The following is an 18105-nucleotide window of genomic DNA, read 5'->3' on the forward strand; positions in this document are numbered from 1 at the left end:
ACAACAGATGACACAACAGATGACACAACAGATGACACAACAGATGACACAACAGATGACACAACAGGTAATGAAATCACTGTTGAATTATCTGAAGAAATTGGTCTAACAGGGAATTAAGATTGATTCTAAAGAACTCTTTTTTTCTTTTAGCTTTGTTTTCCATAGTTTTCTCTTTCTCTCAATTTTCTTATGGTGATGTGGGAACTATCACTGTTGACTCATTTGATGTAGATTATAAAATTGAAAATGGGTTACTTGACACAATTTTCTTAGATCCTGATTTTATTGAATTAATTATTACGATGGACACAACATCGGATGGTTCTGTTGAAATAACTATTCCTCGTTCATTACTAGACTCAAAATTTGATACTTTAGATGATGTTTTTTTTGTTTTAGTAGATGGATTTGAAACAGATTATGCAGAAATCAAATCAACATCTGATTCTAGAACACTTGTAATTCCATTCTTTTCAGGTGACTCTGTGATTGATATTATTGGAACTGACGCCCTGAATCCATTTTATACCGAACCTGAAATTCCTTCTTGGATTAAAAATAATGCAGGTTGGTGGGCTGATGGACAAATTGATGATGATGCTTTCATTCAAGGAATTCAATATATGATTTCTGAAGAAATAATGAATATTCCCCAAACAGAATCTGGTGAATCAATTGGAAATGAAATTCCTTCTTGGATTAAAAATAATGCAGGTTGGTGGGCTGATGGACAAATTGATGATGATGCTTTCATTCAAGGAATTCAATATATGATAACAAATGGTATTTTACAGGTATAATTAGACTCAATCCAACAAATTATGCATAGACTTCAAATCTTTTTTGAATGGTTCTAGTGATGCAGGAATTTCAATCTTGATTGAATCTTTTAATGAGAGATTTTGAGCTTTTTTCTCATTCCATACTTTTGAGTTGAATTCAGAAATTTCTTTTGTCACATTACTTTTCTCTTCAATATTTTCAGGTTCTACTTGTTTTTCTCTATGAATACTATCTTTTGAATACAATTCTTTCCAAAGATGTTCTGTAATAAATGGCGTAATAGGAGCTAATAATTTTAAAATTGTTGATAGAGTTTTGTGTAGTGTAAAAATTGCACCGTCTCTTTCTTCATCTGAAAAATCAATTCCATATGCTCTTGCCTTTACCATTTCAATATAATGTGCAGCAAAAATATTCCATGTAAATTCTCTAATGGCAATTGCTGGAATAAAGAAATTATAATCTTCATATCCTCTCCTACATTCTTTTACTAGTTGATCCAATTCTGCTAAAATCCATTCATCTGATGCAGAAAGTTTTCCTGATTTGATTACTGGAAAACTAGACAAAAATCTTGACACATTCCATAATTTACTAAGGAATTTTTTTGTTGATTCAATTTTTTGTTCATTACATCTAAAATCATATCCATGATTTATTTCACTTGCACTCCAAAACCTAAAAGTATCTGCCCCTAATTTTTCAATGACTGGTAAAGGATCTATTGCATTACCTTTACTTTTACTCATCTTCATCCCTTTTTCATCCAAACCGTATCCCATCACCCAAGCTTCAGACCATGGCTTTTCTCCTGTTAATTGTTCACATCTTAGAAGTGTATAGTATAACCAAGTTCTTACAATATCTTTTGCTTGAGGTCTGATTGATGCTGGATAAACTTTTTTGAAAAATTCTTCATCTCTGTTAAATTTACTTATGAAGAGAGGTGATACACTAGAATCCATCCATGTATCAAATGTTCGTTCTTCACCTACAAATTCAGCAGAATCACACTTGATGCAATTGCTGATTGGACAATCTTCTTCCCAAGGTCTGTAATACTTACCCGGCTCAGGCACATGTGGTTCTGAACATTTTTTACAATACCAAATTGGGATTTCTGTTCCATAATATCTTCTTCTAGATATTGGCCAATCAATATTGATAGATTCTAACCAATTCATCAGAATTTGTTTATGCATTGAAGGATGAAATGTTATTTCTTGACCTAATTTTTTGATCTTTTCAACTGATTCTTTTTGTTTTAGGTAATATTCTTCCATAGGAATTATTTCGATTGGAGTCTTGCTTCTTTCTGATACTGGTGTTCTGTGAACAATATCTTCAACTTTTTCTAAAAATCCTTTAGTCTCTAAATCCTCTATGATTTTTGTTCGTGCTTGCTTTGGTTTTAATCCTGCATATTCTCCTGCTACTTCTGTCATTCTACCATCTAATCCAATTGCAACAATTTCTTCTAATTCTAATTCTCTAAATAATGCCACATCATTTTGATCACCGTAACTACATACCATCACAGCACCAGAACCAAATTCCTGTTGAGCTGAATGATGAGTTCTTAGTTCCACTTCTACATTTGTAATTGGAACAATTATTTTTCTCCCAATATATTGATTATATCTTTCATCTTCTGGATTTACAATGATTGTTCTACATGCACAAAGTAATTCAGGTCTAGTACTTGCAATAATTATTTCCTTATCTGTATCCTTGATTTTAAATTTCATATAAACTAATTTTGTAGATAGATCTTCATACAGTATTTCTGCATCAGCAATAGTTGTACCTGATACCCAATCATAATTGTTAGGTCTGTTTGCTAAGTATACTTGTCCTTTTTTCCATAATTCAATAAACGTTGATTGTGTTAGTGCTCTGTATTCTTGCGAATCTGTTCTATAGTAATTTGAAAAATCTCCGCTGATTCCTAAACTTTTCATTATTAAGATCATTTCTGCCTCTAAATCATCTAGTGCTTCTCTACAAAGATTCAGAAACTCCCCTCGTTCTGTTTCTCTCATTCTAATTTTGTGTTTTTTCTCTGTATACAATTCAACAGGAAGACCATTCCTGTCAATTCCTATTGGAAAATAGACATTTTTTCCAGCCATTCGTGCAGTACGTGCAATCATATCAATTTGTGAATAGTGAGCTGCTGCTCCAATGTGCCAAGGTCTGCCTGATGGATATGGGGGAGGTGTATCTATCGTGTAATTATCTTCTTGAGGCACAAAATCATAAATTTTATCTTCTTCCCATTGTTGTAGAATTTTCTTTTCTAATTCTGGATTCCATGCTTTTTCTGATATTTTTGGTTCCATCTTCCTAACTATCTTTCTATGTTTGAAATAATGTGAGATCCTTTATTGTAACCTTCATAGATGTAAACACCTACTGCTTCTACATTTGATGGCATTTTTGGTACTAACAGTTTAATTATTTCGCTTGAAAGATTTTCAACTGTAGCTTCTCCTTCTAAAAGATACGTGGTGTTTTTAGGAACTTGTAATTCAAACATTCCTTTGGGGCCTTCAAATTGAATATGATAATGTGAATCATCTTCTTTTTGTAAATATTTTCTATTAATGAAAAATTTATGATCAAATACATTAACAACTTCTTTGATGATTTTTTTAGCTTCTCCAAAATCTAAAAGAAGATTATCTTTCATTTGTCCTACCAATTCTACCATTACTGATGAAGTATGTCCATGTAATATGGAACATTTTTCAACTAATGGTAAAATATGTGCATAATCAAATGAGAATGATGCATCTTCTAAAAATATTGAACCTGTTTGTGGAGTTTTATCATAAAATACAATATCTTGTAATTCTTTTATTTGTGCAACATATTTTGCATGTCCTATTGCCATGATTTTATTTTGAGGAAAATCTTCTTTGATTTGCTTGTATTTTTCAATATCTTCATCAGTATCAATTACTTCAATCAATCCTTTTTCTGTTTTGAAATCTACTGTAACCTCAATTCCATTCTTTAAAGTAACTTTGTGATTGTACTCATAATCTTGTTCAAGAAATGTGAGCATTTGAGCCACTGTTAATTCTGTTCTTGTTTTAAGTAAATTTCCATTCTTATCGATATATCTAAAATCAGAATCCAGAATTGTAGGACTTGAAGCCATGTGAAGTCAACTGACTATGGATATAATATAAATTCTGTAATGGATGTGACTATATTTCTCCAAAAATCTTATGCCAAAGAATTTAAAATTCTAGCCAGATTTACATCATTTTTTGTAATGCCTCCAGCATCATGAGTTGTTAGGTCAATGATTATTCTATTGTATACATTAAACCATTCTGGATGATGATTCATTTTTTCAATTTCCATGGCAGATCTGGTCATAAAACCAAAGGCCTGATTAAATGATTCAAATTCAAATTCTTTATGTAGTTTTTCATTAACAACACTCCAACCAGGTAATTTTTGTAATTCTGCTTCAATATCTGCTTGAGACAATCGTATCATACTGTTCGGAATATAATGTTAAATTAAAAGATTCATTCATTACCCTACAACAGAATATGTATAATAGATAATGGATGAAATAAACCAAAAATTACTTGAAAAAATAAAACAATCTATTTCTGAAACTGTCAAAAAAAAGAAAATAGGAATTGCATTTTCTGGTGGTGTTGACAGCACATTAATTTCAAAAATTTGTTCAGATATGGAGTATGATATTACATTACTAACCATTGGATTTTCTGAATCACACGATATATTATTTGCAAAAGAAGTTAATGAATATCTTAATTATACTCATCATATTTATGAAATTGATTCAGAAACATTTCCAGACATCTCTTCAAAAATTAATCAAACAATAAAGACTGATAATTTATCATGGAATGAAAATTGTATTGCATTTTATTATGTTTCAAAGTTGGCACACGAATTAGATCTTGATACCGTGATTACTGCAAATGGAATAGATGAATTGTTTTGTGGCTATAATGCATATAGGGAAGCATTTTCTGGAGGTGAATCTAAAATTAATGAAGTTATGATTACAAAATTAGAAAATGAATTAAAAATGATGAAAGCTGTAAATCTTATTGCATCTGAATTCGGAGTACAAATACTACAACCATTACTTTCGTCAAAATTTATTGAATATGCAAAATCTATTCCCATCTCTGAAAAAATTCATGATTCTGAAGATCTATACAGAAAGCACATTATTAGAAAATTAGCCAAACAAGTTAATGTACCCGACCTTTCTTGTACAAAACGAAAAAAAGCGTTACAATACGGTTCTAAAATTCACAAAGCCTTACTGAAAACTAGATAAATTTCTTAACTGTCTTCTGAACTGATTTTTGTACATTGTTTATGATTGTAGGAGATGCACCCAAATGTTTTTCTGGTGAAAATATTGCATCAATTTCTTTATCAGACAAATTCGAAGAAAATGCTTTATCTTTTTTTATCGCATCTTTGTAGAACATTCCTTTATCGTTTGCCTCAAATGCAACTCTTTGAACATCTCTATATGCTACAAATCTTGGAATGCCTTTTTTGATTAATGCCTCTAATACAAATTCTGCAAATATTTGACCTTTTGTAATGTATAGATTATCTACAATTCTTTTTTCATTTACCATCAAATTTGAAACAATCCTCGTCATGGTTTCTAGCATTTCGTCAACTAGAATGGATACTGTTGGGATTACAAATCTTTCATTAGCTGAATTTGAAAGATCTCTTTCATGCCATAATGGAATATTTTCAAAAGATATTGCAACTTGACTCCTAACTAATTTTGATAACGATGATACTCTTTCACTCTTTATTGGATTTCTTTTTACGGGAACTGCACTACTACCCATTTGTCCTTTCTTGAATTGCTCAGCAACCTCTCCTATCTCAGTTCTTTGTAAATTTCTAATTTCTATTGCAATTTTTTCTAATGTGGTTCCAATTAATGCTAATTCAAACACATATTCTGCATATCTTTCTCTAGGAACAACTTGGGTTGTTACTTCTGCTGGAAATAATTTTAATCTCTTGGCTGCTCTTTTTTGAACTTCTAATGATTTTGCACCCATTAAAGAACCTGTACCTACAACTCCTAGAGTTTTACAAATCAAAATTCTTTTCTTAATCTCTTCGATTCTTTCTACATGTTTTGCCATTTCTGCAGCCCAGTTTGCAAATTTTAATCCAAATGAAATAATGCTTGCATGTTGTCCATGGGTTCTACCTACTGCTGGAATTTTTGAATAAGAAACAGCTTTTTTTGCTAGAATTGATGCCATCTCTGCAACTTTGGGTTCAATAATTTGTAATGCGTCTCTCATCTGCATTGAATTACTTGTATCAACTAAATCATTACTTGTAAGACCATAATGAATCCAGGGTCTTGCATTTTTAGAACATTTTTCACTTAATGATTCCACTAAGGCAGCTGTATCATGATCACTTTTTGCTTCTAACTGTTTGATTCTTTTTGCAGTAATTTTTCCAGATGTTGCAACCTTGTGTATCTCTTTACCTACACTTTTTGAGATCATACCAATTTCACTTTGAGAAATGGCTGCAGCACCTTCGATCTCTAATTGATAATCTACTTTCTTTTGTTCACTGAAAATCTCCATCATTTCTTTGGTACCATAACGACCATTATCAATAGGTAAAATTGCCAATGTTTCTATTTTTTAGACATGGAAAATAAATCTACTCATGATGTCTGAATCTAATTAACTCTGTCTCTTAGTTGATGACAATCGCACAAACAACCTTTTTGACATTTCATTCTCTTACAGTCTGAGCATACATTTTTTCTCCAATAAGGGGCAGTATTCATCTAATACCTCTGTGTAACTTTGAAAGTTCTTCTTTTTACTTGAAGAAGAATCTTGATCAAATACAACGTCCAAATTCCCATTAAGATATAGTATAATATACTCAGATCAGGTTCATCCTTGATTTCTCTTGGCTCTTCTTCTGCAGGTAGATCAAAAGGAGGCATGTAAACAATACCTAACAAAATAGGTATAGTAACTAATACAATAATCGGTAATGGCATAATTTCTTCTAATTATATGGACTATAATTGGTAAAAATCTTTGCAACTGAATGAAAATACATGTCTCTTACATCATCTTCAACACATACGGCTAACAAATTTACAATATCTGTTGCAGTAATTATCCCTACAATTTCATCATCATCTACAACTGGTAACTTCCTAATTCCTCTTTCATGCATTAGATCTGCTGCCATTCTAACTGATTCATCTGAATTAATTGAGAACAATGGTGTTGACATGATTTGTTTAACAGGGTCTGTGATTTGATATGCATGAGCTGCTACTTTTACTGAAAAGTCTCTATCTGTAATTATCCCTACAGGTAAATTATCTTCTGTCACAATAACTGCCCCTACTTTTGCATCCTCCATCATTTTAGCTGCTTCATTAATTGTCATTGTAGAATCTACAGAGATAACTGATTTAGTCATAACATCTGCAATTGTCATTGTTTTCCCATTTGTCATTTTCACTTTAACATTGGAGAATTGATTATTTTATTATCTTCTAGAATCTCAAAGCTGAAAATCATACTAGATAATCTAAATCCACTTTAAATTAAAAAAAATCAGTTGATTACTTGGTGGCAATTCAGATAAAGAAGATTCTAGTACCTTTGGATGGTTCTTCAAACTCATTTCGAGGTCTTGATATTGCAATTCATATGGCAAGAGAGTCACACGCAACTATTACTGGCCTTTACGTGGCAGGAATTGTAAAACCTAGAACTAATGATCCTATCACTCCTTTAGAGAAAATTTTACTTGGAAATGCACAAAAAATTATGAAAAAAGCCAAGTTAAAGGCTGCAAAACAAGGAATATTATTTTTTGATAGGGTGTCATATGGTGATGAAGGAAAAAGAATTGTTGAGGTTGCAGATAAACAAAATTTTGATCTGATCGTGATTGGATCTAGAGGAATGAGTGCAACAAAAGAAATTTTCTTAGGTAGTACATCTAACTATGTGCTTCACAAATCAAAGAAACCTGTTCTTATAGTGAAATAATATTAAAAAATAATTACACTTTACTAGGAAATCTAACTTCTTGTTCTCTTTTTTACTGCTGCAACTTTCTTTGATGATCTGACTTCTTTTGCTTTAGCACTAGCTTTGCTGACTTTTCCTTCTTTTTTCATAGGTTTTCCACTTCTTCTAGCAGCTCTTGAAGCAGTTGCTCTGATTTTTTGCTCTTCTTTTTGTTTTTCTTTCTCTTCTTCTGAAATTACTCTTCTAACCATACTTGATAAAATAATTTTATCATAGATAAGTTAGCTCATTAATCCTTTGATTGATTTTTTTTAAAACTATCTTTCTATTATTCCAGTGTCTTGTAAAACCCATTCTAAAGCTTTGAAATACCCTTGTTTGAAATTCTTTTCATCAATTGCCCAATCAGGATTCGATCTTAGTTCTGCAAGTAATTGATTTGCTTTTTGTGTGATTACATCTTCATCTAACATACTTTAGAATTAACATTGATTAATTTAAAATTATTTTACAAATCTTCTGATGATTTAAATTGGATTGAAAGGAATTTTTACCCATACTCATGTCTTCTACTAATCCCAGAAAAATTGGTGAAAATCAATACCAAATTGATGCTGATACAAATCTTGGAATGAAGGTTCCAGTTAGGATTTATGCTGATGAACCTTTAATGCAAAAAATGCTTTCTGATAGAACAATCATGCAGGCACGAAATGTAGCCTCAATTCCTGGAATTGTAGGACATAGTGTTGTATTGCCTGATGGTCATGAAGGATATGGTTTTCCTGTTGGCGGAGTTGCTGCAATGGATGCTGAAGAAGGAATGATCAGCCCTGGTGGTGTTGGATATGATATCAACTGTGGTGTTAGATTGCTTCGTTCAAATTTATCAGAACAAACAGTTCGTTCAAAACTTAAAGAACTTGTAACAGACCTTTTCAGCTCAATTCCATCTGGTGTTGGTTCTAAGGGTGCAGTTAAACTTACACATTCAGAACTTGATGAAGTTTTAGTCAATGGAGTAAATTGGGCAATTGATCATGGTTATGGTTCATCAGATGACGCTGATGTCTGTGAAGAAAATGGTCAAATTCCAAATGCTGATCCAAACAAGGTCTCTGAAAAAGCAAGAAAACGTGGGGCTCCACAGTTGGGAAGTTTAGGTTCTGGAAATCATTTTCTTGAAGTTCAAAAGGTTGCAGAAGTTCATGATCAAGAAGCAGCAAAGAGAATGGGAATTGAAGAAGGAACTATCACAATTTTAATTCACTGTGGTTCTAGAGGCTTTGGTCACCAAGTATGTAGTGATTATCTTAGAGTTTCAGAACAAGCTATGCAAAAATATGATATCAATTTACCAGACAGAGAACTTGCATGCGTTCCAAATAATTCTGAAGAAGGAGAATCGTATAGAAAAGCAATGTTTTCAGCATTAAATTTTGCATGGAGTAATAGGCAAATGTTAACTCATTGGACAAGAAATTCTTTTCAACGCATATTCAATCAATCAGAATCAGATCTAGATATGAAATTAGTTTATGATGTTGCTCACAATATTGCTAAAGTAGAAAAACACAAAGTTGATGGCTATGACAGAAATTTGGTTGTTCATAGAAAAGGTGCTACCAGAGCATTTCCTGCAAATCGTGATGAAATACCATCAAAATATAGGGATTTAGGACAACCTGTTTTAGTTCCTGGTTCCATGGGAACTGCAAGCTGGATTTTACTTGGTCAACCTAATTCTATGAATTTGAGTTTTGGTTCTACTGCACATGGTGCTGGAAGAACAATGTCAAGATCAAAGGCTAGGCGAAATTATACTGAAAATGATGTCAAAAAATCTCTCAATGACAAGGGCATATTTATCAAAGCATTAACCAGAGATGGGGTGGTGGAAGAAACCCCTCAAGCATACAAAGATGTTGATTCTGTAGTAAATGTCTCCCATAATCTGGGAATTGCCACAAAAGTTGCCAAATTAGTGCCTATTGGTGTGATTAAGGGTTGAGCGAAGATTCTGAACTAGAAAGACTAAAGGCAAAAAGACTTGCAGAAATGCAAAAAAATATTTCTACAAAAAAAGAACCTGAGCCAACTACAGACAACACAAAAGACACACTTTCTGAAAATCCTAGAGATTCTCTGATCAAAGTTCTTGGGTTTAGAGGATCAGAGGTTTTAGAAAATGCAGAAATTCAATTTCCTAATGAAACTAAAATGATTATTCAAAAATTATCTGAATTAATAAAATCTGGTGAAATCAATGAAACTATTGATGGTGGTAAATTACTCACACTGTTTAGATCAGTTGGACTAAATGTAAGAATGGCCACAAAAATTAATGTAGAACAAGATGGAAAATTTGTATCACTAAGTGACAAACTTAGTAATCAATCATCAAATGATGGTGATGATTAATGAATATTGTTTTAGAAATTGGAACAAAAAATTATGAAGATGACTTATTCTTAATCAAAAAATCATTATCTCATATGGAAAGTCTTGTTAGTGGTTACAACGGTTATGTTCTTAGTGAACCATCATCAAAATTTGGATGGACTTTTTTCAAATTAGCTTTCAAACCTGATTTACAAAATGGAATTCAAGAAAAATTCTCTGACATGATTGATAAATATCAAGCAAACGATGCAACGGAAAAATTTACTAAATTTATGGCAGACTATTTTACATCTAAAGGATGTAATTTGAAAATAAAAATATCTGACTAGACTCTTCTTCCTCTTTTTCCACCTTTCTTTCTGGTGGTGTCATGAGGAATTGGTGTAACATCATCTATTCTTCCAATTTTAAATCCGCCTCTTGCCAATGCTCTGATGGCAGCTTGTGCACCTGGACCAGGAACTCTGGAACCAACTCCACCTACAGCGCGAACTCTGATATGAAATCCTGTAAATCCTTTTGTTCTTGCTGATTCAACAACAGCATTTGCAGCTTTCATTGCAGCAAATGGTGATGATTCATATCTATCTGCATTAACATGATTTCCTCCTGAACTAATGGAAACTGTTTCTCCTCCTGTTAGGTCAGTCATGTGAATAATTGTATTATTGTAACTGCTGTAAATATGGGCAATACCCCATTTCTCAGGGCCCTCTTTTTTGGTTTCTGGTTGAGATTTTACTTCTTCTACAGCTTCTACTTCCTCTACTGCTGTTTCAATCTCTTCGACTTTTGCTTCTTTAACCTCAGCTTCGACTTCTGACAATGTCTACTCAGACCTTAAAGGGTTTAAAATACATTGATTTTCATATCTTGCCTTAATTTGGACACTTGGAAGCAAATCCCTGACTATTCATATACTATATTGGGTTGATTGCATTAATTGGCTTCAATTCTTTTATTGGCAATTGGAATAGCAGTTACTGTTGCATTAATTGGATCAGTCTTAATTCAATTTCTAACACCGATCACTGACTCTGCATTATCTCCATTAGAAAAAAACTGCCAGCAAATAGCCAACGAAGGATATCGAATCCATGCAACGTATCCTGATTCACACCCAGATGAACTTCCAACTGATGATTTTAAGCGATTGATATACTTGGATGAATTATGGATTACAGAATGTGTTAATGTATTGCCTGCAGAATCTGTTTTTAGTATCGTAAATAATGTTGAACGAGATTTTTCACACGGTGAATAATCAACTAAGATGTTTCCATCCTAAATCCTTCAAACGAATCAATTTTGATTCTTTATGAACAAAAACACCGTTGCCTTTTGATACATAACCTATTTCTATAATTGGAATTTTCAGTAATTTGGCATTTTTTTTAATTATGTTTCTATTAGTTGGATTTGTTGTAAATACAAATTCATATTCTTCTCCTCCATTGAACACAATATCGTTCAAATTTAATTTGAAATCTTTTGAAAATTCTTTCAAATCCTTCAAACATGGGATATTTTCTATTACAAACTTTTTCTTGCTCTGCTTTGACATTTCATTTAGAGTGGTAGATAATCCATCACTAGAGTCCATAGATGATGAAAAATATTTTTTATTTTTTAACCCAAACTCTAGTCTGGGTTTTGGATTTGTGACTGAATTGATAGCTTTTTTTACCAAAGACTTACTTCCACGCTTTTTGTCTAGCAACATGCTTAATCCTACAGAAGTATAGCCAAATGGTCCTGTCACAAATATCAAATCTCCTTTCTTGGAATCCTTTCTTGTAACTATTTTGTCTGTAATTCCAAAAAGACATACGTTGAACACCAGTTCCTTCCCTCCGTTCGTATCGCCGCCAAGAAACAAAATATCAAACTCTTTACATGTCTTTTTGAAACCTGATACAATTTCGTTAATTTTTGGGCGTGACATTGTATCTGGAAGATTTACTGAAATCATTAGATATTTTGGTTTGACCCCTTTTGAAGCAAAATCACTTACACAAGCAACTATGCTCTTTCTTGCAGCATCTAAGAGATTCATCTTTGAGGGAATATCTGTACTTTCTACTAGCGTATCTGTTTTAGCAACTATCTTTATCTTGTCAAAATTTAAAATTTCTACATCTTCAGATTCAAATTTTTTATTGCCTAAACCTTTTTGAAAAATTTTAATTATTTCTGTTTCATCTAATTTTTTCATAACTTTTATTCACCATTTCTATTGTGTTTTTTACAATTTCATTACACTTTTCTTCATTATTTGATTCAGCTGAAACTCTAATGATGTCTTCTGTGTTTGATTTTCTAATCAATACCCAACTGTCTTCATCAATAATTCCTTTAACCCCATCCATTGCAATAGTTTCTGAATAATCTTTAGAGAATTCTGATTTTATTTCATCAATAACTTTATCGTGAAACTCTGAATCAATTTCTGTCTTATCTCTAATTTGATGAAAACTTTCCATATGGTTTAGTATATCATTGAATTCTGCAGTTCCTAACATCGATGCAATTAAACCACTGGATAGTATTCCTTCTCTACAATAATTAAACTCTGGTAGAATGAAACCTCCACTACTTCCCTCTCCCCCTGCTTGTGCATTGTTTTTTAACATTAGATCTATTACATTCGCTTCTCCTACTTTGGATCTTTGAACAGTTCCGCCTCTTTCTTTGATATATTTTTCAATTGAGACACTAGTATCAATACTTAAAACAAATTTTTTGTAGCCTAACTCTAATGATTTTGCTACACCCAACCCCAATGTAACATCTGGTGTTTGCTTTTTACCTTTTCTTACAACAACTAATCGATCACCGTCTAAATCAAATGCAAATCCAATATCTTTTTTATCACTTGATGTAATCAAGTCAGATAAATTATCTGATGTTGGATCAGGACCACGTGTACATCCAGCCAGATCTTCATTAAGAATTTGAACCTTGCACCCAATTTCTCTTAGTAATTCAGGTGCAAATCCCTTAGCAGCACCCCCTCCAATATCCACTACAATTTCTGGATTATTTTCTATGTTGCCTATGATTTTCTTTGCATCCTCAATATATGACGATGATATATCAGACTCTACTCCGATATTTGTTTGAGTTATTTCTTGATGTTGTAAAATTTCTGGGAGTTCCTGTTCATTTATTCCCCTTCCTTCTATGATGAATTTCATTCCATTCCATTCTAATGGATTGTGTGATGATGAAATTACTATTCCTGCACCATATTTTCTTGATTCTCTAAAAACTACTGGGGTTGGAACTGTTTCTAAATTTAAAACATCTATTCCATTTTTCATCAATGTTGCACTTGTTACTTCTTTTACCATTTGACCTGATGGCCTAGTGTCTTTTCCTACTACACACTTTCCAGATTTTATTAATATTGAAAAATTATTACTAAATTCAAGAATGTCTTTTAAGTTAAGATCTTCTCCAAAAATTCCTCTAATGCCAGAAATTGTTTTTTTCATTTAGTCCATTTCGGAAAGGCTTTTTATTAACTCTGATGGATTTATCCAAACGTGCCTTGGTAGCTCAGCCTGGTAGAGCGAACGCCTCGTAAGCGTTAGGTCACGGGTTCAGATCCCGTCCGAGGCTTGATACATTTTTAAAAATTTGAAAATAATACTAATTTGATTCTTCAAAGGTTTCAATGTCTATTTCTAATTCTTTTCCTAAACCTTCCCACCATTGTTTTGTTTGTTCTGTCAAATACTCCCCTCATAATTTACTTGAAATTGTCCTTTATAGATCTGTCGGTTGATTAATAGTTGATCAATCGCTGATAGACTATCAAAAAATTCTAGTTTTCTTTTTGCTCTTCTTGTTTTCTTTTCATCTTTCTGTAAATGATTATCATCAATGTACCTCCTGCACATCCCCAAAATAATTCAGAAGTCCCATTTTTTATCCCATATGGTTCAAAAACTCCTACAAACCCTAATGTCATTATTGCAACAAGAACAAATCCAATAATTTCAAGTATTTTAGTCATTTACTGCTCATTTTGAGTAATCAAAAAGATATATGGTTTTGTAAAATAATCTCTTTATGGACAAATACCTCTTAGTCATTTTGATTTTTATGGTTGTAACTATTCCAATTGCATTTTTCGAACCTTCAACTGGTGATCTTAGAAACCCTCCTTTCTTTAATTTAATGTGGGCTGCAATAGCAGGAATAATTATCATAGTTTTGTACAGTTCTTTCAAAGAAAGACAAGAACGAAGAAAGGCTAATGCTAAACGAAGATCTAGAAAATGAATCTAAAGCTCTAAACCAAAAGATTCTGCAATACTTGAAAAGTTAACATAAGAATCCAAATACTGTCTGCCTTTTGAAGTGATGACAAAAGTATTTTTTCCATCAAATTCTATTTTGTTGATTAGACCAGCTCCTGTCAAATTCTCTAAAAATTTTGATAATCTTGAATGTGATAGATTAGCTTTTGTAAGAAGTGATGTTGTTTTGATGCCTTCTTGGCCAGACTGTTGAGTGGCAGTTAGTAAATCTGCAACAATTTGCATACTGGTTCTATAGGAAGCCATACGTAACTACATCCCACTCTATGATATAAGGGTATTACCATTAATTCAGATCAGATAAATAAGCTCTGACCTGATTTTCGTGCAATGTCTTCTCGACCCTCAATTCCTTGGTATGATGATTTTGTGGGTGTTGCGTATAGGTATTATGATCTTAGAATGAATGTCGTTCCATTATTTACAGAGAGAAAAGAGGCAGCATCTCTTTGGCATGACACAATTCATCCTTGGGTAGATCCTTCAATCAAAATCAGATTCTTGGAGATTGATGACAAATATTGGTTCATCATGGGATCAGATTCTCAAAAACCTGACACAAATCTTTCATTCTTTAAAGAATTATCAAAGTCAGAAAACTATGAGAGATTCAAAAAAGGCCATGGAGGAGAAGCATATCTACGATTAGGAGTTTACACAAAAAAATCTCTTGATGATGCAAAGAAAGATGCAATATGTAATTGTGGTCATGAAGCTCAAGACCATGATGAAGGTGATGGAGATGTTTGCTTATTCAATAAATGTGATTGTAAAAAATTCTCTAGCTTCCAAGTTAATTTACTAAAAAAGAAAAAAACTATTACGGACATTAAATTTTTAGATGAAAAAGATGTACAAGACGATCCTCTTGTTTGGAATTGTATTAATACAAATAAGTTATCTAAAACAAAAGAAAATTAATCTAAATGTTTGTTAACTCTGATATGTTCTCCAGGATAATGTTCATCTACTTTTTTTGAATAACATTTACCGCATAATGTACCTTCAATTTTCCATTCTTCCATTGCTTTAAAACGAAATCCTACAGTTTCGTTACAAATAACACATTTTTCTTTTTTCCCCAAAGCATTTCTGTTCTTTTTAATCAATATAAAAAACATTCTAGAATTCATCTTGTTTAGAAAAATTATGTTAAATATTACTAATTTGTACTGATTTTAGGTAGCAAGTCTGACCAATGTAAACCTCCTGCAAGATTTTTACTTGGTTAGACTACTGCCTTTAAAATTAAAATAAACTGTTTGTGAGTTTTTTCAATGCCAAAATCTCTTCTTCTTCTTGTCTGATTTTTTTATCGATTACCCTAAGCATTGAATCATTCCAGACATGTTGAGAAAAGAAATTGTGTTTAGTATTTGCCAATTCAATCTCGTCATCTACTACTGTATCTTCAAGAAATTTAGTCACAATTACATCTGTAATCTTCAAAATTCTTGAATTTAGTTTGAAACTATGGAAAATGGGCTCTAATTTTCTTATATCTACTTTAAAATCCCCTTTTGATTCAAGAATTTTTTTGTGCAGAATTCTAAAATATACTGCTACAAAGAATAATGTCGCATATCTTTTTGTTTTATGTCCACCTTGCTTTCCATATTTCAATGATTTCTTAGCAAATTCTTTTACAAGATATGGATACAACAAAATTCTGTAATCATCTTTTAGATTATCATTGAATATGTCATCATATTTACTCCCTCTTGGAAGAAATTGAGCTGGTGAGCTGTATGCTTCTGTAGGTCTTTGTTCAATTCCTGCAACCAAAGATTGTATTGCATCTTTTGCAACTATGACCTTCTTGTGATTGTCTGGAAGATAGTTGTTGTATATTGTATCTCCATCATATTCACATTGTTTTGATTTAGTTTTTGTATCAAAAGACCCTGCTTGTATTTCATAAAAATAACCACAATTTTTTAATTGTGATTTAATTGATTTATGAAAATCCATTAACGAAACTAGATCTTTTCCTCTAACAGAATTCTGAGAATTTCTATATTTTGTAATATTGTTTTGTTCTTGTTCATCATCTGCTTTTATGATCGTTACTGTCATAGAACCTTCCATATTTTTTGTTCTTTTTGAATGATCAAGAATAGAATTAGATGTTTGAGCTCCATTGACGATTTGAGGAGCATGAAGTTCAATCATATTTTCTCCCAACTCTGAAAAATCGCTTACTACTATGGTAATTCCATTATTGTAAAAGAAAAATTTACCTGGATTACTTTGTAATGTTTCTCTTAATCCTTTGTTTACTGTGGTCTTAAATTGCATCCATTGTCTAATGTTTGATTCAAAAACATAATCTCTATTCTTACTTACAAATTCAGTTAATTCACGTAATTTCAATATGCCTAAGATTGTATTTTCATGTCTGAGCATTCTTTCTAGTTTAATAGATGATTTTTTACCTGCTGCTGGCTTTTTTATCCTATCCCATAATTTTTGGATTATTACTTTTTGATCAATTATCTCTACTGTATCATCATGATAGTCTACTTCTTGATCAGTAACATAACAACATTTTATCTTTAGATTTTTTTCTTTAATTTTTGTTACAAGCTGAGCGAGTTCGGGTCTCATCTTTACAACATCTTTTGCCAGTAATCTCTTTGCATCTTCTTTGAATTTTGCTATTGCCTCAAGTGAATGTGATGTTCCATATTTTGATTGAAATAATCTGATTGTATTATCAGAAAAATCTACTGGAAGATAAGCATCGATACCTAGATCGTTTGCACCGTCTACAATTGCATCTGCAGCATCGTCTTCTGTAGCCTCAAAAACTCTGGTTAAAATCCACTGAAGAAAGTTATTCCCTTTCTCAACCTCACTTTTTGAATTTTCTGCATATTCATGTATGCTTTCCTGAATATTTTCAGCAAATCCTTCTAGAGGAGGACTAGAATTTTTTTGAACTAATAATGTATGTGAGCCAGGAATGTATTCTAACAAACCATTTCCATTTTGAGACAACTAGCCTTTTTGATATGTTATATATTTAGAGAATTTGGTAATTATGTAATAACTTTCAAAAGGATGTGATGTGATTTGATAAAAAAAATAGCTATTGTGGCAGCATTATCGATATTTGGATTGATAATAATCTCACTTGCATTTTTAAACTCTTCAATAGAAAGTGTTTCGGAATCTGAACCTCTTGTAAAGGGTGATGTAATAATGCCTACAAAAGTTTCTCGTCCTGGATGTGAAGAAACTGATAGATGTTACATTCCATCAATTGTCACAATAAATTCTGGACAAAAAGTGACATGGGTAAATGAGGATTCAGCATTTCATAGTGTGACTTCTGGTTCATATGAGGAACCTGTTGATTTGTTTGATAGTGGTCATTTAGATCCCTTTGAATCATATACACTTGATTTTGACGAAAAAGGAACTTTTGATTATTTTTGTACTCTTCATCCGTGGATGAAAGGCCAAGTTATAGTAGAGTAAGGTACCCGAGGGAGTCGAACCCCCTTGTATAAGCT

General features: G+C 32.1%; 24 protein-coding genes, 1 tRNA gene and 1 pseudogene. 11 read left to right on the forward strand and 15 right to left on the reverse strand.

Annotation, left to right across the window (positions count from 1 at the left end; all coding sequences use genetic code 11):
* Nucleotides 1–542: 542 nt before the first annotated feature.
* Nucleotides 543–803: pseudogene (locus K5781_RS09165) on the forward strand (peptidase); the annotation flags it as partial.
* Between the two features lie 6 nt (nucleotides 804–809).
* Here K5781_RS09165 and K5781_RS09170 read toward each other — a convergent pair.
* From K5781_RS09170 to K5781_RS09180, 3 genes are all read right to left on the reverse strand, one after another.
* Nucleotides 810–3128, reverse strand: coding sequence for a valine--tRNA ligase (locus tag K5781_RS09170; protein ID WP_297443252.1), 2319 nt, complete (start codon nucleotides 3126–3128; stop codon nucleotides 810–812).
* Nucleotides 3129–3136: 8 nt separating this feature from the next.
* Complete coding sequence (locus K5781_RS09175; RefSeq protein ID WP_297443254.1) at nucleotides 3137–3952, reverse strand: 6-carboxytetrahydropterin synthase; 816 nt, start codon at nucleotides 3950–3952, stop codon at nucleotides 3137–3139.
* Between the two features lie 68 nt (nucleotides 3953–4020).
* Complete coding sequence (locus K5781_RS09180) at nucleotides 4021–4299, reverse strand: 4a-hydroxytetrahydrobiopterin dehydratase (protein WP_297443257.1); 279 nt, start codon at nucleotides 4297–4299, stop codon at nucleotides 4021–4023.
* A gap of 70 nt (nucleotides 4300–4369) precedes the next feature.
* On the opposite strand from K5781_RS09180, the gene K5781_RS09185 reads away from it, so the two are divergent.
* A complete protein-coding gene (locus K5781_RS09185; protein ID WP_297443260.1) occupies nucleotides 4370–5125 on the forward strand; it encodes an asparagine synthase C-terminal domain-containing protein in 756 nt (251 codons plus the stop codon).
* On the opposite strand, the gene purB is transcribed toward K5781_RS09185, so the two are convergent.
* From purB to K5781_RS09200, 3 genes are all read right to left on the reverse strand, one after another.
* Complete coding sequence (gene purB, locus K5781_RS09190; protein ID WP_297443263.1) at nucleotides 5118–6479, reverse strand: adenylosuccinate lyase; 1362 nt, start codon at nucleotides 6477–6479, stop codon at nucleotides 5118–5120. The two genes, K5781_RS09185 and purB, sit on opposite strands and share 8 nt — an antisense overlap.
* 161 nt (nucleotides 6480–6640) lie before the next feature.
* Entirely contained in the window at nucleotides 6641–6862 is a 222-nt protein-coding gene (locus K5781_RS09195; RefSeq protein ID WP_297443266.1) for a hypothetical protein, read from the reverse strand.
* Between the two features lie 8 nt (nucleotides 6863–6870).
* Nucleotides 6871–7332 (reverse strand): CBS domain-containing protein, encoded by a 462-nt coding sequence (locus K5781_RS09200; RefSeq protein ID WP_366848242.1) that lies wholly within the window; start codon nucleotides 7330–7332, stop codon nucleotides 6871–6873.
* A gap of 116 nt (nucleotides 7333–7448) precedes the next feature.
* Between K5781_RS09200 and K5781_RS09205 the strand changes: the two genes are divergently transcribed.
* Entirely contained in the window at nucleotides 7449–7874 is a 426-nt protein-coding gene (locus tag K5781_RS09205; protein ID WP_297443272.1) for a universal stress protein, read from the forward strand.
* Nucleotides 7875–7906: 32 nt separating this feature from the next.
* Here K5781_RS09205 and K5781_RS09210 read toward each other — a convergent pair whose 3' ends face one another.
* Nucleotides 7907–8107, reverse strand: a complete 201-nt coding sequence (locus tag K5781_RS09210; protein WP_297443274.1) for a hypothetical protein — start codon at nucleotides 8105–8107, stop codon at nucleotides 7907–7909.
* A gap of 66 nt (nucleotides 8108–8173) precedes the next feature.
* Nucleotides 8174–8329: a hypothetical protein gene (locus K5781_RS09215; protein WP_297443277.1), complete on the reverse strand. Its 156-nt coding sequence runs from the start codon at nucleotides 8327–8329 to the stop codon at nucleotides 8174–8176.
* Nucleotides 8330–8418: 89 nt separating this feature from the next.
* Here K5781_RS09215 and K5781_RS09220 point away from each other — a divergent pair, with 89 nt between their 5' ends.
* Genes K5781_RS09220 through K5781_RS09230 form a run of 3 tightly spaced genes read left to right on the forward strand, consistent with a single transcriptional unit; the run spans nucleotide 8419 to nucleotide 10588 of the window.
* Complete coding sequence (locus tag K5781_RS09220; RefSeq protein ID WP_297443279.1) at nucleotides 8419–9867, forward strand: RtcB family protein; 1449 nt, start codon at nucleotides 8419–8421, stop codon at nucleotides 9865–9867.
* Complete coding sequence (locus K5781_RS09225) at nucleotides 9864–10277, forward strand: DNA-binding protein (RefSeq protein ID WP_297443283.1); 414 nt, start codon at nucleotides 9864–9866, stop codon at nucleotides 10275–10277. Before K5781_RS09220 ends, K5781_RS09225 begins: the two co-directional genes overlap by 4 nt.
* A complete protein-coding gene (locus K5781_RS09230) occupies nucleotides 10277–10588 on the forward strand; it encodes a hypothetical protein (protein ID WP_297443286.1) in 312 nt (103 codons plus the stop codon). The genes K5781_RS09225 and K5781_RS09230 overlap by 1 nt, the downstream gene beginning before the upstream one ends.
* Here K5781_RS09230 and K5781_RS09235 read toward each other — a convergent pair.
* A complete protein-coding gene (locus tag K5781_RS09235) occupies nucleotides 10585–11085 on the reverse strand; it encodes a 30S ribosomal protein S11 (protein WP_297443289.1) in 501 nt (166 codons plus the stop codon). The genes K5781_RS09230 and K5781_RS09235 overlap by 4 nt on opposite strands.
* Before the next feature lie 117 nt (nucleotides 11086–11202).
* On the opposite strand from K5781_RS09235, the gene K5781_RS09240 reads away from it, so the two are divergent.
* Complete coding sequence (locus K5781_RS09240; RefSeq protein WP_297443292.1) at nucleotides 11203–11523, forward strand: hypothetical protein; 321 nt, start codon at nucleotides 11203–11205, stop codon at nucleotides 11521–11523.
* On the opposite strand, the gene thiL is transcribed toward K5781_RS09240, so the two are convergent.
* Together thiL and K5781_RS09250 are read right to left on the reverse strand one after the other, a co-directional pair.
* Nucleotides 11524–12474 carry a thiamine-phosphate kinase gene (gene thiL, locus K5781_RS09245; protein WP_297443295.1) on the reverse strand — a complete coding sequence of 317 codons (951 nt, stop codon included), beginning with the start codon at nucleotides 12472–12474 and terminating at the stop codon, nucleotides 11524–11526. It lies immediately after the preceding gene.
* Nucleotides 12458–13756, reverse strand: a complete 1299-nt coding sequence (locus K5781_RS09250) for a phosphomannomutase (RefSeq protein ID WP_297443298.1) — start codon at nucleotides 13754–13756, stop codon at nucleotides 12458–12460. The genes thiL and K5781_RS09250 overlap by 17 nt, the downstream gene beginning before the upstream one ends.
* Nucleotides 13757–13809: 53 nt before the next feature.
* Between K5781_RS09250 and K5781_RS09255 the strand changes: the two genes are divergently transcribed.
* Nucleotides 13810–13883: transfer RNA gene (locus K5781_RS09255), tRNA-Thr, on the forward strand.
* Nucleotides 13884–14088: 205 nt separating this feature from the next.
* On the opposite strand, the gene K5781_RS09260 is transcribed toward K5781_RS09255, so the two are convergent.
* Nucleotides 14089–14280 (reverse strand): hypothetical protein, encoded by a 192-nt coding sequence (locus K5781_RS09260; RefSeq protein ID WP_297443302.1) that lies wholly within the window; start codon nucleotides 14278–14280, stop codon nucleotides 14089–14091.
* A gap of 56 nt (nucleotides 14281–14336) precedes the next feature.
* Here K5781_RS09260 and K5781_RS09265 point away from each other — a divergent pair, with 56 nt between their 5' ends.
* Nucleotides 14337–14549, forward strand: a complete 213-nt coding sequence (locus K5781_RS09265) for a hypothetical protein (RefSeq protein WP_297443305.1) — start codon at nucleotides 14337–14339, stop codon at nucleotides 14547–14549.
* Between the two features lie 2 nt (nucleotides 14550–14551).
* Here K5781_RS09265 and K5781_RS09270 read toward each other — a convergent pair whose 3' ends face one another.
* Nucleotides 14552–14812 carry a winged helix-turn-helix domain-containing protein gene (locus K5781_RS09270; RefSeq protein ID WP_014965737.1) on the reverse strand — a complete coding sequence of 87 codons (261 nt, stop codon included), beginning with the start codon at nucleotides 14810–14812 and terminating at the stop codon, nucleotides 14552–14554.
* Nucleotides 14813–14917: 105 nt separating this feature from the next.
* Between K5781_RS09270 and K5781_RS09275 the strand changes: the two genes are divergently transcribed.
* Nucleotides 14918–15508 (forward strand): hypothetical protein, encoded by a 591-nt coding sequence (locus K5781_RS09275; RefSeq protein WP_297443308.1) that lies wholly within the window; start codon nucleotides 14918–14920, stop codon nucleotides 15506–15508.
* Here K5781_RS09275 and K5781_RS09280 read toward each other — a convergent pair.
* Both K5781_RS09280 and K5781_RS09285 read right to left on the reverse strand, forming a co-directional pair.
* Nucleotides 15505–15672, reverse strand: coding sequence for a hypothetical protein (locus K5781_RS09280; protein ID WP_297443310.1), 168 nt, complete (start codon nucleotides 15670–15672; stop codon nucleotides 15505–15507). The genes K5781_RS09275 and K5781_RS09280 overlap by 4 nt on opposite strands.
* Nucleotides 15673–15835: 163 nt before the next feature.
* Nucleotides 15836–17587, reverse strand: a complete 1752-nt coding sequence (locus tag K5781_RS09285) for an AIPR family protein (protein ID WP_297443313.1) — start codon at nucleotides 17585–17587, stop codon at nucleotides 15836–15838.
* A gap of 75 nt (nucleotides 17588–17662) precedes the next feature.
* Here K5781_RS09285 and K5781_RS09290 point away from each other — a divergent pair, with 75 nt between their 5' ends.
* Nucleotides 17663–18070 (forward strand): plastocyanin/azurin family copper-binding protein, encoded by a 408-nt coding sequence (locus K5781_RS09290; protein WP_297443316.1) that lies wholly within the window; start codon nucleotides 17663–17665, stop codon nucleotides 18068–18070.
* Nucleotides 18071–18105: the final 35 nt, after the last annotated feature.

The organism is Nitrosopumilus sp., from assembly GCF_025699255.1.
GTDB lineage: Archaea > Thermoproteota > Nitrososphaeria > Nitrososphaerales > Nitrosopumilaceae > Nitrosopumilus.